The organism is Streptomyces sp. NPDC047117 (assembly GCF_040643545.1).
Taxonomy (GTDB): domain Bacteria; phylum Actinomycetota; class Actinomycetes; order Streptomycetales; family Streptomycetaceae; genus Streptomyces.
In genome coordinates, this window is record NZ_JBEYUN010000023.1 from 85463 (window position 1) to 98922 (window position 13460).

Annotated in this window: 11 protein-coding genes; 3 read left to right on the top strand and 8 right to left on the bottom strand. The window is 71.7% G+C overall.

Annotated elements, in window-relative coordinates:
* Positions 1-22: 22 nt before the first annotated feature.
* The 8 genes from ABZ840_RS32850 to ABZ840_RS32885 all read right to left on the bottom strand — a co-directional run bounded on the left by ABZ840_RS32850 (position 23) and on the right by ABZ840_RS32885 (position 11033).
* Complete coding sequence (locus ABZ840_RS32850; RefSeq protein WP_361566065.1) at positions 23-2476, bottom strand: PQQ-dependent sugar dehydrogenase; 2454 nt, start codon at positions 2474-2476, stop codon at positions 23-25.
* Between the two features lie 190 nt (positions 2477-2666).
* A complete protein-coding gene (locus ABZ840_RS32855) occupies positions 2667-3674 on the bottom strand; it encodes a sugar phosphate isomerase/epimerase family protein (protein ID WP_361566068.1) in 1008 nt (335 codons plus the stop codon).
* Positions 3675-3688: 14 nt separating this feature from the next.
* Positions 3689-4861, bottom strand: coding sequence for a Gfo/Idh/MocA family oxidoreductase (locus ABZ840_RS32860; RefSeq protein WP_361566071.1), 1173 nt, complete (start codon positions 4859-4861; stop codon positions 3689-3691).
* Positions 4862-4945: 84 nt separating this feature from the next.
* The gene (locus ABZ840_RS32865; protein WP_361566074.1) at positions 4946-6007 is read right to left on the bottom strand and encodes a substrate-binding domain-containing protein; all 1062 of its coding nucleotides are present in this window, start codon (positions 6005-6007) and stop codon (positions 4946-4948) included.
* A complete protein-coding gene (locus ABZ840_RS32870; RefSeq protein WP_361566159.1) occupies positions 6004-6966 on the bottom strand; it encodes an ABC transporter permease in 963 nt (320 codons plus the stop codon). The genes ABZ840_RS32865 and ABZ840_RS32870 overlap by 4 nt, the downstream gene beginning before the upstream one ends.
* A gap of 68 nt (positions 6967-7034) precedes the next feature.
* The gene (locus ABZ840_RS32875; RefSeq protein WP_361566077.1) at positions 7035-8657 is read right to left on the bottom strand and encodes a sugar ABC transporter ATP-binding protein; all 1623 of its coding nucleotides are present in this window, start codon (positions 8655-8657) and stop codon (positions 7035-7037) included.
* Between the two features lie 302 nt (positions 8658-8959).
* On the bottom strand, positions 8960-10141 hold the full coding sequence (locus ABZ840_RS32880; protein ID WP_361566080.1) for an ROK family transcriptional regulator: 1182 nt from the start codon (positions 10139-10141) through the stop codon (positions 8960-8962).
* A 211-nt stretch (positions 10142-10352) separates the two neighbouring features.
* Positions 10353-11033, bottom strand: a complete 681-nt coding sequence (locus ABZ840_RS32885) for a GntR family transcriptional regulator (RefSeq protein ID WP_361566082.1) — start codon at positions 11031-11033, stop codon at positions 10353-10355.
* Between the two features lie 206 nt (positions 11034-11239).
* Between ABZ840_RS32885 and ABZ840_RS32890 the strand changes: the two genes are divergently transcribed.
* The 3 genes from ABZ840_RS32890 to fdhD all read left to right on the top strand — a co-directional run bounded on the left by ABZ840_RS32890 (position 11240) and on the right by fdhD (position 13449).
* The gene (locus tag ABZ840_RS32890; protein WP_361566085.1) at positions 11240-11689 is read left to right on the top strand and encodes an SRPBCC family protein; all 450 of its coding nucleotides are present in this window, start codon (positions 11240-11242) and stop codon (positions 11687-11689) included.
* 171 nt (positions 11690-11860) lie between these two features.
* Positions 11861-12664: an alpha/beta fold hydrolase gene (locus ABZ840_RS32895; RefSeq protein ID WP_361566088.1), complete on the top strand. Its 804-nt coding sequence runs from the start codon at positions 11861-11863 to the stop codon at positions 12662-12664.
* Complete coding sequence (gene fdhD / locus ABZ840_RS32900; RefSeq protein WP_361566091.1) at positions 12610-13449, top strand: formate dehydrogenase accessory sulfurtransferase FdhD; 840 nt, start codon at positions 12610-12612, stop codon at positions 13447-13449. The genes ABZ840_RS32895 and fdhD overlap by 55 nt, the downstream gene beginning before the upstream one ends.
* Positions 13450-13460 lie beyond the last annotated feature (11 nt).

Below are 13460 nucleotides of genomic sequence, written 5' to 3' on the forward strand. Positions count from 1 at the left end.
GCCCGCCCCTCGGCGCGCGGACCTACTTCGTCGTGATGTCGAAGTCGTCCACGTCGTACAGCGCTCCCGTGCCGCTGCCCTTGAAGACGAGGTAGAGCGTCGTCGTCCCGGTGGGCGGCTTGGTGAGGGCGGTGCTGACGTCCGTGTACGTCTCCCAGCCGCCGGTGACCGGCACCTTGGCCGTGCCGAGCAGCTTGCCGTCGGGCTTGCCGGTGCGGATCTCCAGCGTGCCGCCGGCGCCTGCCGAGGCGACCCGGGCGGTCAGCTTCGTGGCGTTGCCGACGCGGTACGGGGTGAAGCCGATCCAGTCACCGTTGTGGATGTCACCGACGGTCTTGCCGCCGTGCGCCGGCGTGTGGTTGACCGCCTTGACGCCCTTGGAGGTACCGAAGTGCTCGGCCTGCCGGTGCTTGGGCTGGGTCATGCTCTGGGCGTGCGTGGTCAGCGGCGGCTGGCCGTTGGCGCCCTTGTCGGTGTACTCGGCGTCGAAGACACCGAAGATGTTGGCGTTGGCGTCGTGCTCGCCGTCGGCCAGGGTCTGGATGGTGCCCTCGCAGCCCTTGGCCGAGGTGACGGCGTGGCCGTGGCTGTCGTGGCCGAGGATGTGGGTGACGGTGACCTTGGAGCAGTCGATCTTCCCGTCCTCGGGGTCAGTCACCTTGACCTTGAAGGGGACCTTGTCACCGAAGGTGAACAGCTGCCCGTTGCCCGGGAGTTCCAGCGTCACCTTGGGCGCGGTGTTGCCGACCGTGAGGTGGACGCTGGCCGAGCCGGTGCGGCCCGAGGCGTCCTTCGCGGTGACGGTCGCGGTGTAGGTGCCGTTCTTCTTGTACGTGTGCGACGGGTTCTGCGTCGTGGACTTGGAGCCGTCGCCGAAGTCCCAGGCGTAGGTGATCGCGTCGCCGTCGGCGTCGGTGGCGCTCGCGCTGAACCTGGCCTTCAGCGGGGCCTGGCCGGAGGTGCGGTCGACCTTGGCCTCGGCGACCGGCGAGTGGCCGTCGGTGGCGTTCTCGATGCGGTACAGCGCGGAGTTCTCGTCACCGTTGAAGTAGCCGGTGCCGTAGTCCAGGACGTACAGCGCGCCGTCCGGACCGAAGGCCATGTCCATCACCTGGGTGCCGGTCCAGGGGAAGGCGTTGATGGACTGGACGGTGCCGTCGTCGCCCTTCTCGATGCGCTTGATCCAGCGGCGGCCGAACTCGCCGGCGAAGAAGTCGCCGTCGTAGGCCTCGGGGAACTTCACCTTCGAGTCGAGGGCGGCGTCGTAGCGGTAGACCGGGCCGCCCATCGGGGACTCGGAGCCGCTGCCGAACTCCGGTACGGAGGCGTTGTCGTACGGGATCCACGCGGCCTGGGCCGGGGGCAGGTCGGTCAGGCCGGTGTTGTGCACCGAGGTGTTCTTCGGCGCGGCGCAGTCGAAGGCCTCGCCGGACTTCCCGGTGGCGAAGTCGTAGTCGATGAAGGGGTCGTTGTCGCCGGTGCAGTACGGCCAGCCGTAGTTGCCGGCCTTGGTGACGCGGGCGAACTCGACCTGTCCGGCCGGGCCGCGGGTGGGGCTGGCGGCGCCGGCGTCGGGGCCGTAGTCACCGACGTAGACGATGCCGGTGGGCTTGTCGACGCTCATCCGGAAGGGGTTGCGGAAGCCCATCGCATAGATCTCGGGGCGGGTCTTCTCGGTGCCGGGCGCGAAGAGGTTGCCCTCGGGGATGTCGTACGAGCCGTCGTCCTTGACCTTGATGCGCAGGATCTTGCCGCGCAGGTCGTTGGTGTTGCCCGCGCTGCGCTGGGCGTCGTACGCGGGGTTGCGGTCGGCGCGCTCGTCGATGGGCGTGTACCCGTCGGAGGCGAACGGGTTGGAGTCGTCGCCGGTGGAGAGGTAGAGGTTGCCCTGCGCGTCGAAGTCGATGTCGCCGCCGACGTGGCAGCAGGTGCCGCGGGAGGTGGGCACCTCCAGGATCTTCTTCTCGCTCGCGGTGTCCAGCGTGCCGTCCTCCTTGAGGACGAAGCGGGACAGCCGGTTGAGGCCGTCGAACTTCGCGAAGTCCGCCGCGGTGCCGTTGTCGGGCGCGTCACCGGCGGGGGTGTCCAGCGGCGGTGCGTAGAAGAGGTAGATGAAGCGGTTGTCCTTGAAGCCGGGGTCGACGCCGACGCCCTGGAGGCCCTCTTCGTCGTGGGTGTAGACGGGCAGCTTGCCGGCGACCTTGGTGTAGCCGGTGGCGTCGGTCAGCCGCAGTGTGCCGTCGCGCGCGGTGTGCAGGACCGAGCGGTCGGGGAGGACGGCGAGCGTCATCGGCTCGCCCATCTCCGGCTCGCCCTTGGCGAGCGTGACCTGCTGGAAGTCCTCGGCCTTGGGGGCCGGGTCCGCGGCCGGGGCCGCGACCGAGGGGGTGCTGCCGAGCGAGAGCGAGCCGGCCGCGAGCAGGCCGCCGGCGAAGAGTGCGAGTGCGGAGCGGATTCTGAGACGTCTTCTGTGCACGCGGTGCCTCCCGGGCGGGTTGAGTGCCGTGCGGTGGGCGGTGCTGGGGAGTTCAGTGCGCTGTGCGAGCCGTCATGTACGTGTACGTGACACCAGAGGCGAAGGTAGTCGCGTCGGCCCGCTACGGATAGACCTTTGACACGAGAGAGCGAGGACTTCTGCCCTCAGGAGGACAAAGGAGTGTGGTGCGTCAGGCGTCCGAGCGGCCGAACGCCGCGTCGAACGACGCCGTGGGCGGCTCGAAGTCGTACGCCTTGAGGCGGGCCAGCGCCTCGGGCGCGCCCTGCCGGCGGTCCATGCCGGCGTCCTCCCACTCGACCGAGACCGGGCCCTCGTACCCGATCGAGCGCAGCATCCGGAAGCAGTCCTCCCAGGGGACGTCGCCGTGGCCCGCCGAGACGAAGTCCCAGCCGCGGCGCGGGTCGCCCCAGGGCAGGTGCGAGCCGAGCCGGCCGTTGCGGCCGTCCAGGCGCTTCCTGGCCTCCTTGCAGTCCACGTGGTAGATCCGGTCGCGGAAGTCCCACAGGAAGCCGACCGGGTCCAGGTCCTGCCACACGAAGTGCGACGGGTCGAAGTTGAGCCCGAAGGCGGGCCGGTGGCCGACGGCTTCCAGGGCCTGGTGGGTGGTCCAGTAGTCGTAGGCGATCTCGCTGGGGTGGACCTCGTGGGCGAAGCGGACGCCTTCGGCGTCGAAGACGTCGAGGATGGGGTTCCAGCGCTCGGCGAAGTCCTCGTAGCCGCGCTCGATCATCGACGCGGGGGCCGGCGGGAACATGGCGACCAGGTGCCAGATCGACGAGCCGGTGAAGCCGACGACGGTGTCGACGCCGAACGCGGCGGCCGCGCGGGCCGTGTCCTTGATCTCGGCCGCCGCCCGCTGCCGTACGCCCTCGGCCTCGCCGTCGCCCCAGATACGGGCGGGCAGGATCGCCTCGTGCCGCTCGTCGATGATGGCGTCGCAGACCGCCTGGCCGACCAGGTGGTTGGAGATGGCCCAGCACTTGAGGCCGTACTTGTCGAGCAGTGCGTGGCGCGAGTCGAGGTAGGCGGGGTCGGCGAGCGCCTTGTCGACCTCGAAGTGATCGCCCCAGCAAGCGAGTTCGAGGCCGTCGTAGCCGAAGTAGCGCGCCATGCGGCAGACCTCCTCCAGCGGGAGGTCGGCCCATTGGCCGGTGAAGAGAGTGAACTGGCGTGGCACGGTACGGGACCTCCTCAGGCCGATACGGGGGTGTAGACGCAGTTCTTCGCGGCGCTCTTCTCCACGGCGGCCAGCACGCGCTGCACGCGCAGCCCGTCGGCGAAGGAGGGCGCCGGGTCGGTGCCGGCGGCGACGGCGTGCACCAGGTCGCGGGCCTGGTGGACGAAGGTGTGCTCGTAGCCGAGGCCGTGGCCCGGCGGCCACCACCCCTCCAGGTACGGGTGGTCCGGCTCGGTGACCAGGATGCGGCGGAAGCCGGCCGCGACGGACGGTTCGGTGTGGTCGTGGAAGGACAGCTCGTTGAGGCGTTCCAGGTCGAAGGAGAGGGAGCCGCGGTCGCCGTTGAGCTCGATGCGGAGGGCGTTCTTGCGGCCCGCCGCGACCCGGCTGGCCTCGAAGGATCCCAGCGCGCCCGAGGCGAACCGGCCGGTGAACAGCGCGGCGTCGTCCACCGTCACCTCGTCCGTGCCGCCCGAGGGCAGCGGGCGCCGCGGTACGAACGTCTCGGTGACGGCCGAGACCCCCGTCAGCGGCTCCCCCGCCAGGTGCTGCGCGAGGTCGACGATGTGGGCGCCGAGGTCGCCCAGGGCACCGGACCCTGCGCTCTCCTTGCGCAGCCGCCAGGTCATCGGGGCCTGCGCGTCGACCAGCCAGTCCTGGAGGTACGTGGCGCGCAGGTGGCGCAGCGTACCGATGCGGCCCTCCTCGACGAACCGCCGGGCGAGCGCCATCGCGGGTGTGCGCCGGTAGTTGAAGCCGGCCATGGCGATCCGGCCGCGGGCCCGGGCCGTCTCCGCCGCCGCCACCATGGCCTCGGCCTCCGCGACCGTGTTGGCAAGCGGCTTCTCGCACAGCACGTGCTTGCCGGCTTCGAGGGCCGCGATGGCGATCTCGGCGTGGCTGTCGCCGGGCGTGCAGATGTCGACCACGTCGACGTCGTCGCGGGCGATCAGGGCCCGCCAGTCGGTCTCCGCCGCGGCCCAGCCGAGCCGGTCGGCGGCGGCCCGTACGGCGTCGGCGTCCCGGCCGCAGACGGCGTTCATGGCCGGGCGCAGCGGCAGGTCGAAAACGCGGGCCGCGGTGCGCCAGCCCTGGGAGTGGGCGGCACCCATGAAGGCGTAGCCGACCATGCCGATGCCCAGTGCGGGGCGGCCGTCGGGGGTGGGGTCCTTCGTGTTGTCGTCCATGCATCACCTCATCGGTGGCAGTCGGGTGTGGGGGACGGGGCGCGGCCGGACGGCACGGCGGCCGGCCGGCGGGCGCGCGCCGCGTCAGTTGAAGCCGGTCGGGAGGTAGTCGTCGACGTTGTCCTTGGTGACGACCGCGGAGTACAGGGTGATCGAGGCGGGGATCTCCAGCTCGGCCATGCCGCTGACGCCCTTGCCCTGGCCGAGCGCGCGGGCCAGGTCGATGGCGGAGGCGGACATGGTGGGCGGGTAGAGCACCGTTGCCTTCAGGACGGAGTTGCCGGCCTTGATGGTGTCCATGACCTTGCGGGAGCCGGCGCCGCCGACCATGAGGAAGCCGTCGCGGCCGGCCTGTTCGATGGCCCGCTCGGCGCCCACGCCCTGGTCGTCGTCGTGGTTCCACAGGGCGTCGAAGTCGGGGTGCGCCTGGAGCAGGCCCGCCATCTTGGACTGGCCGGACTCGACGGTGAACTCGGCGGCCTGCCGGCCCACCTTCTTGATGTTGGGGTAGTTCTTCAGGGCGTCGTCGAAGCCCTGGGTGCGCTGCCGGGTCAGTTCCAGGTTGTCGATCCCGGCCAGCTCGACGACCTTGGCGTTCTTCTTGTCCTTGAGCTGTTCGCCGATGTAGTGCCCGGCGTTGAGGCCCATGCCGTAGTTGTCGCCGCCGACCCAGCAGCGGTAGGCCTGCTGGGAGGCGAAGACCCGGTCGAGGTTGACGACGGGGATGCCGGCGCGCATGGCCTTCAGTCCGACCTGGGTGAGCGCCTTGCCGTCGGCGGGCAGGATGACCAGGACGTCGACCTTCTTGTTGATCAGGGTCTCGATCTGCCCGATCTGCTGTGCCGTGTCGTTGGAGCCCTCGGTGATCTCCAGGGTGACGTCCTCGTACTGCTTCGCGCGCTCCTTGGCGTTCTGGTTGATGGCGTTCAGCCAGCCGTGGTCGGCCTGCGGCCCGGCGAAGCCGATGGTGACCTTCTTGCCGGGCTTGTCGTCGACCCCGCCGGCCTGCTGCTTGCCGGTGCCGGCCGAGGCGTTGTTCTCGTTGCTGGTGCAGGCGGTGAGGAACGCGCCGGCGGAGACGGCCGCGGCACCGAAGAGCATGTTTCTGCGGCTGGTCGACGGAGTCTGTGGGATGCGCTCGGTCATGACTTGCGGCCCTTCTGTACCAGTACGGCGGCGACGATGATGGCGCCCTTGGCGATCTGCTGGACGGCGGTCTCCAGGTTGTTCAGGGCGAAGAGGTTGGTGATGAGGGTGAAGACGAGGACGCCCAGGACGGAGCCGGTGATGGTGCCGCGGCCGCCGCTGAGCAGGGTGCCGCCGATGATGGCCGCGGCGATGGCGTCGAGCTCGTAGAGGTTTCCGTTGGTGTTCTGTCCGGAGCCGGTCAGCACGATCAGCAGGAAGGCCGCGATGCCGCAGCACAGCCCGGACAGCAGGTAGAGCAGCAGCCGCTGGCGGCGTACGTCGATGCCGGCCAGCCGGGCCGCCTCGGGGTTGCCGCCGACCGCGACGGTGCGCCGGCCGAAGGTCGTACGGTTCAGCAGCAGCCAGCCGACGACGGTGACGACGGCGAAGACCAGCACGATGGGCGGGATGCCGAGCAGGTAGGCGTCCCGGCGGCCCAGCGCGAGCACCGGCTCGACGGACACCACCTGGGTGCGGCCTTCGCTGATCTGGAGGGCGAGGCCGCGGGCCGAGGCGAGCATGGCGAGGGTCGCGATGAAGGGCACCAGTCCGCCGAGCGACACGAGCAGTCCGTTGACCAGTCCGCAGCCCAGGCCGACGCACAGCGCGCACAGCAGGATGCCGCCGAGGCCGAACTCCTGGGTGGCCAGGGTCGTCGCCCAGACGGTGGCCAGGGCCACCATCGCGCCGACCGACAGGTCGATGCCGCCGCCGATGATGACGAAGGTGACGCCGACGGTCACCACGCCGATGACCGAGGCCTGGGTGAGCACGAGCTGGAGATTCTGCACGCTCAGGAACTGCTCGGGCTTGGTGAGCGCGCCGACCAGGACGAGCGCGGCGAGGACGCCGAGCAGCGAGAGCTTGTGCACGTCGGGGCGGTGCCGGACGCTGCCGCGCCCGCTGTCCTTGGCCACCGGCGCTGCGGGGCCCGGCGGGGGTGCGCTGCCCGCCTCGGCCGGGAGGGCGTGTCCTTCGGAGGTGTTCACGGGCGGTCTCCTCGCGGTGTCGGGGCCGGCGTCTCCTCGGGCGCGGTGCCTGCCGGGGCCGGTACGGGCCCCGGTCCGTCGCTCATGACCAGGTCCAGGACCCGGTGCTCGTCCAGTGCGGCCGCTTCTCCCTCGTGCACGACCCGGCCCTCGCGCAGGACGAGCACCCGGTCGGCGAGCCCGAGCACTTCGGGCACCTCGCTGGAGACCAGCAGTACGGCCATGCCCTCGTCGGCGAGCCGCCGGATCAGCGCGTACAGCTCGGCGCGCGCGCCGACGTCCACGCCGCGGGTCGGCTCGTCCAGGAGCAGGACCCGGCAGCCGCGGAGCAGCCAGCGGGCCAGTACGGCCTTCTGCTGGTTGCCGCCGGACAGGGTGCGGACCGGGCGGTCGGGGTCGTCGGGGCGCAGCGAGAGGTCGCGGGTGGCCGCGCGGGCGCCGACCCGTTCGGCGTGCCGGTTCAGCCAGCCGGCCCGGGAGAAGCGGGGCAGTGAGGAGACGGTGACGTTGCGGCTGACGGATTCCAGGAGCAGCAGCGCCTGGGACTTGCGTTCTTCGGGGGCGAGGCCGAGTCCGGCGCGTACGGCGGCGGTGACGCTGCCGGGGCGCAGCGGCCGGCCGTCGACCAGGACCCTGCCCGCGGTGGGCCGCCGGGCGCCGAAGACGGTCTCCAGGATCTCCGAGCGGCCGGAGCCGACGAGCCCGGCGAGGCCGAGGATCTCGCCGGGGTGCAGCGCGAAGTCGGCGGGCGCGAACTCGCCCTCGCGGGCGAGCCCTTCGACGCGGAGGACGGGTGCCGGGCGGTCGGTGGCCGCGCGCCGCTCGGGGAAGACGTACTGGACGTCGCGGCCGGTCATCAGGGCGACGATGTCGCGAGTGGGGGTGGCGTGCGCGTCCAGGCCGCGCGCCGCGGTACGGCCGTCCTTCAGTACGGTCACCCGGTCGCCGATCCGGCGGATCTCCTCCAGGCGGTGGGAGATGTGGACGACGGCGACGCCGGACGCGGTGAGGGAGGCGACGATGCGGAAGAGGTTGTCGACCTCGTCGGGGTCGAGCGCCGCGGACGGCTCGTCCATGACGATCAGCCGTACGTCGTGCGAGAGGGCGCGGGCCATGGACGCGATCTGCTGTCCCGCGGCGGAGAGCCGGCCGACCAGGGTGCCGGGGTCGATCTCGGGGTGGCCGAGCCGGGCGAGCAGTTCGGCGGTCCGCTCGCGGGCCTCGCCGGTGCGGACGAAGCCGCCGGTGGCGCGTTCGTGGCCGAGGAAGACGTTCTCCGCGACGGACATGTGCTCCACCAGGTCCAGTTCCTGGTAGATGGTGGCGATGCCCAGCCGCATCGCGGCGATCGGGGACTTCAGGGAGACCGTTTCGCCGCGCCAGCGGATCTCGCCGCCGTCCGGCTGGTGGGCGCCGGCCAGCACCTTGATCAGGGTGGACTTGCCCGCACCGTTCTGGCCGAGCAGACAGTGCACTTCCCCCGCCGTCACGTCCAGGTCCACCCCGTCCAGGGCGCGGACGCCGGGGAAGGACTTGGTGATGCCGGTCATGGTGAGCAGGGGTCCGGTGGCTTCGTGCGCCGCGGACGGCGGCGGTGCGGGGCGGTGCGCTGGTGCCATGGCGGGCCTCCTCGGCGGTACGCCGGCGAGCGGGCAGGGCGGAGCGGTGCGCATGCGGGCATGCGGCATCGCGGAAGGGCGCGTGGGACGGTGGTGCTGCGGTGCGGCTCGTACGGGTGCGGCGGCTCGTGCGGCTCGTGCGGCGTACGGATGGGGCAGGTGGAGCGGACGTACCGGTCACGCGGGCGGAGCGGTGCTGCTGACGTGCGGGTCGCGCGGGCGGAGCGGTGTGGTGCCGTCGTGCGGGTCGAGCGCCGCCCCGGGTGACGGTGCGTCACCCGGAACGGAAGTCCGGGGCCGGCTCAGGCCGGCGAGAACAGGTGGTCGCTGATCAGCCGGGCCGCTCCGGTCACGCCGGCCAGCGGGCCCAACTCACCCAGGACGATGGGGAGGTTGCCGGTCGCGAGGGGCAGCGACTGGTGGTAGACCTGCGTGCGGATCGCGGCCAGGAGCGTGTGGCCGAGGCCGGTCACCCCGCCGCCGATCACCACGAGTCCGGGGTTGAAGAAGCTGACGAGTCCGGCGATGACCTGTCCGGTGCGGGTGCCGCCCGCCTTGATCAGCCCCAGTGCGGTGGTGTCACCGGCGGATGCGGCGACCGAGACGTCCGACGCGGCGAGCGTGCCGGCGGCGGCGAGCCGCTCGGCGAGCGCGGCCGAGCGGCCCTCGCGCGCGGCTTCCTCCGCGTCGCGGGCGAGCGCGGCACCGCCGAAGTACGCCTCCAGACAGCCGGCGTTGCCGCAGGCGCAGCGGCGGCCGTCCGGCTCGACCTGGATGTGGCCGATGTCGCCGGCGCTGCCGGTCGTACCGCGGTAGACCGCGCCGCCGACGACGATGCCGCAGCCGATACCGGTACCGATCTTGACGCAGAGGAAGTCCTGCGAGGTGCGGGCCACGCCCGCGTGCTGCTCCCCCAGCGCCATCAGGTTGACGTCGTTGTCGACCATGACCGGGCAGCCCAGTTCCTGGCTGAGCGCCTCCCGTACGGGGAAGCCGTCCCAGCCCGGCATGATCGGCGGGGCGACGGGCACGCCCTCGGGGAAACGGACCGGGCCCGGCACGCCGATGCCCGCTCCGTCGAACCCCTCGGCGAGGCCGCTGTCCTTCAACTTGGCTGCCAGCGCGAGGACTTGCTCGAAGACGGCGACCGGCCCCTCGCGTACGTCCATCGGCTGGGTGAGGTGGCCGAGCACCTCCAGCTCGGCGTTGGTGACCGCCACGTCGACCGAGGTCGCGCCGATGTCCACGCCGAGGAAGCGCAGGGTGGGCGCGAGCCGGATGTTGTGGGAGCGGCGGCCGCCGCGAGAGGCGGCCAGTCCGTCGGCGACGACGAGCCCGGTCTCCAGCAGCCGGTCGACCTCCACCGCGAGCTTGGAGCGCGAGAGGTCGACCTGGTCGCCGAGCTGGGCACGGGAGTTGGGTCCCTGATCGCGCAGCAGATGAAGGAGTCGCGCCTGATGCGCGTTCGCGGGCCTGGCCGTCATGCGCCTCACGCCGCCCCTCCAGCCGTCCTCGGCATAGACCGACATCGCCATCGGCGGGTGCAGACGGGCGCGTGTACGCCGTCTCGCCGGGCTTTCGAGGGGAACGTAGCAGCGCTTGTCCGCAGGAGGAAGTACTACGGACGGAATCCGCAGTGACTTTCTCCTGTCTCAGGACAAAGAGTGGGGCGCGCCGACTCCGGCGCCCTCGCCCCTACTTCGCACCCTCGCGCTCGTGGTACGAGCGGCGGGTGTGCTCGGTGTGAGCGCGCATGATCTCGGTGGCGCGCCGTTCGTCCTTCTTGGAGATGGCATCGATCAGCTCGCGGTGCTCGGCCCAGGACCGCTTGCCGCGCTGCCGGGCGACCGGCGTGTAGTACCAGCGCACCCGCCGGCCGACCTGCTCCGCCAGCCCGGCCAGCACGGTGTTGCCCGCCAGCTCCATCACCTTGGCGTGGAACTCGGCGTTGGTGGCGACGGCGAGGTCCACGGCGTCCTCGCGGACCGCCCGCTCGCCCCGGTCGCACAGCGCCGACAGCTCCTCGATGCCCGCCTTCGTGGCGTTCGCCGCGGCCAGCCGGGCCGCCTCGGCCTCCATCAGGGTGCGTACGCTGAGCAGTTGGTCGGCCTCCTCCTCCGTCGGCTCGTGCACGAACGCGCCCTGCGCGGGGCGCAGATCGACCCAGCCATCGGTGTTCAGCCGCTGCAGCGCCTCGCGCACCGGCTGCCGGGACACCCCCAGGTGTCCGGCGAGTTCGCTCTCGACCAGGTGCTGACCCGGCTGGAGCGCGCGGGTGGTGATCAGTTCGAGCAGCGCTTCATAGACCCGTTCACGCAGCGGGCCGGGGCGTTCGAGCTTCGGCACGGTCCCCTGCGGCAGTCCAGCGGACAGCATCGCGGTCCCCCTCTACGACTCGGATCCAGCACTCCACGATTGGTTATCGTCTACAGTCTACTGAGCGCAACCGGCCTGCCACCGTACGCTCCGGTGATCTGTGTCACCCGGATTCACCGGCCGGGCCCCCGGATTGGCTGTGTTGACCTCCACTCGACGGGTACGCGGGGAGCCCTGAACGTTCCCAGAGAGGAGGAGCCCGGACCATGTCGAAGATCGAAGAGTCGGTCGAGGTTGCCGTCCCGGTGACGAAGGCCTACAACCAGTGGACACAGTTCGAGGAATTCCCCCGCTTCATGGACGGGGTCGAACGCATCGAGCAGAAGACGCCGACGCTGACCCACTGGGTCACCAAGATCGCCGGGGTGAAGCGCGAGTTCGACGCGCAGATCACCGAGCAGATCCCCGACGAGCGGGTGGCCTGGACCACGGTGGAGGGAGAGGCCCGCCAGGCCGGCGTGGTGACCTTCCACCGCATCGACGACCAGCACACCAAGGTCATGCTCCAGTTGGAGCACGACCCCGAGGGCATCGCCGACACGGTCGGTGACAAGCTCGGCTTCGTCCGCAGCAAGGCCACCACGGACCTGAAGAACTTCAAGAAGTTCATCGAGTCACGCGGTACGGAGACCGGCGCCTGGCGCGGCGAGGTCTGACGCGACACCGTTGCCGCGGACGCGGGCACCACTGCCGCGGAGCCACGGAAAGGCGGCCCGGCCGGAGGCATCTCCGGCCGGGCCGTCGGCGTGTACCGGGGGCGGCCCGCGCGGCCGGGAACGGCCGTCGCGCGCCGGAACAGCCCCCGGGGCAGGCGCGTTGCGGCGACCATGGAACCGCGACTGAGGCTCCCGGACGGCGCCCGGCTCGCCCACGACACGACGGGGGCGGCCACCGGGTCCGAGGGGCCGCTCGCCGTGTACGCGCACGGCATGTCGCTCAGCCGCCGCGTCGAGACGGAGATGGACCTGTTCAGCTGGGACGCGGTGGCCGCGCTTCCCGGGCTGCGGCTCGTCCGCTACGACGCGCGCGGGCACGGCGGGTCGACGGGCGGCGCCGACCCGGCCGGCTACACCTTCGGACACTTCGCCGACGACCTGCTCGCGCTGCTCGACCGGCTCTCCCCCGGCCGGCCCGTCACCGGCATGGGGTCCTCGCTCGGCAGCGGCACCGTGCTGACCGCCGCCGTACGGGAGCCCGCGCGCTTCGACCGGCTCGTCCTGCTCATCCCGCCGACCGCCTGGGAGACCCGCGTCGCACAGGCGGACCTCTACCGCAGGCTCGCGGACGCGGCCGGGACCGGCGGCCCGGAACTGCTCGCCAAGGCGCTGGCCGCCGCGCCCGTACCGGCCTCCCTCACCGAAGCCCCCGGCTACCCGGCGCGCTCGCTCGGCGTGCACCGCGAGGCGCTGCCATCCGTACCTGGGGCGACCGCATCGCGGACTTCCTGGCCGGCTGAGCGGGACGGGCGGCGGCCGGACCGTGGGCGGGTCTCGGCCATTCGTGCCACGTACAGGACAATGAGAGGAACGGGCCGGTCCGCCGGCCGCCACCACGCACAGAACCGGGATGATCAGTTATGGGCAGGGTCACCGAGCGACGGCGCGTCATCCGCATCCGCGACGGAGCCGTGAGCACCCGCCCGGACACCCTGGTCGCCGAGGAGCCGCTGGAGATCCGGCTCGGCGGCAAGCCGCTCGCCATCACCATGCGCACGCCCGGCGACGACTTCGCGCTCGCGGCCGGCTTCCTGGTCAGCGAGGGCGTACTGAGCGGCGCGGACGAGCTGGCCAACATCGTGTACTGCGCGGGCGCCACGGAGGACGGCAGCAACACGTACAACGTGGTGGACGTCCAGCTCGCGCCCGGTGTCGCGCTCCCGGACATCACCCTTGAACGCAACGTCTACACGACGTCCTCCTGCGGACTGTGCGGCAAGGCCAGCCTGGACGCCGTGCGGACCACGGCGCGGTTCGCGCTGCGGGACGACGACGGGATGACACTCACCCCGGAGACGCTCTCCGTCCTGCCCGACCGGCTGCGCGCCGCCCAGCGGGTCTTCGACCGTACGGGCGGGCTGCACGCCGCGGGGCTGTTCACGGCCGACGGCGAGCTGCTGGACCTGCGCGAGGACGTGGGCCGGCACAACGCGGTCGACAAGATCATCGGCCGTGCGGTGCAGCAGGGCCGGCTGCCGCTGTCCGACACCGTACTGATGGTCTCCGGGCGCGCCTCCTTCGAACTCGCCCAGAAGGCCGTGATGGCAGGCATCCCCGTGCTCGCCGCGGTCTCCGCGCCGTCCTCCCTCGCCGTCGACCTGGCCGCCGAGACCGGCCTCACCCTGGTCGGCTTCCTGCGCGGCACGTCGATGAACATCTACGCCGGCGAACAGCGCATCGCCCTGGACTCCCTGGACTGACGCACCGTCGG

Coding starts and splice junctions, on each gene's coding strand:
- ABZ840_RS32865 (WP_361566074.1), bottom strand. CDS start 6,007: ATGACCGAGCGCATCCCACAGACTCCGTCGACCAGCCGCAGAAACATG.
- ABZ840_RS32890 (WP_361566085.1), top strand. CDS start 11,240: ATGTCGAAGATCGAAGAGTCGGTCGAGGTTGCCGTCCCGGTGACGAAG.
- ABZ840_RS32895 (WP_361566088.1), top strand. CDS start 11,861: ATGGAACCGCGACTGAGGCTCCCGGACGGCGCCCGGCTCGCCCACGAC.
- ABZ840_RS32875 (WP_361566077.1), bottom strand. CDS start 8,657: ATGGCACCAGCGCACCGCCCCGCACCGCCGCCGTCCGCGGCGCACGAA.
- ABZ840_RS32860 (WP_361566071.1), bottom strand. CDS start 4,861: ATGGACGACAACACGAAGGACCCCACCCCCGACGGCCGCCCCGCACTG.
- fdhD (WP_361566091.1), top strand. CDS start 12,610: ATGGGCAGGGTCACCGAGCGACGGCGCGTCATCCGCATCCGCGACGGA.
- ABZ840_RS32880 (WP_361566080.1), bottom strand. CDS start 10,141: ATGACGGCCAGGCCCGCGAACGCGCATCAGGCGCGACTCCTTCATCTG.
- ABZ840_RS32885 (WP_361566082.1), bottom strand. CDS start 11,033: ATGCTGTCCGCTGGACTGCCGCAGGGGACCGTGCCGAAGCTCGAACGC.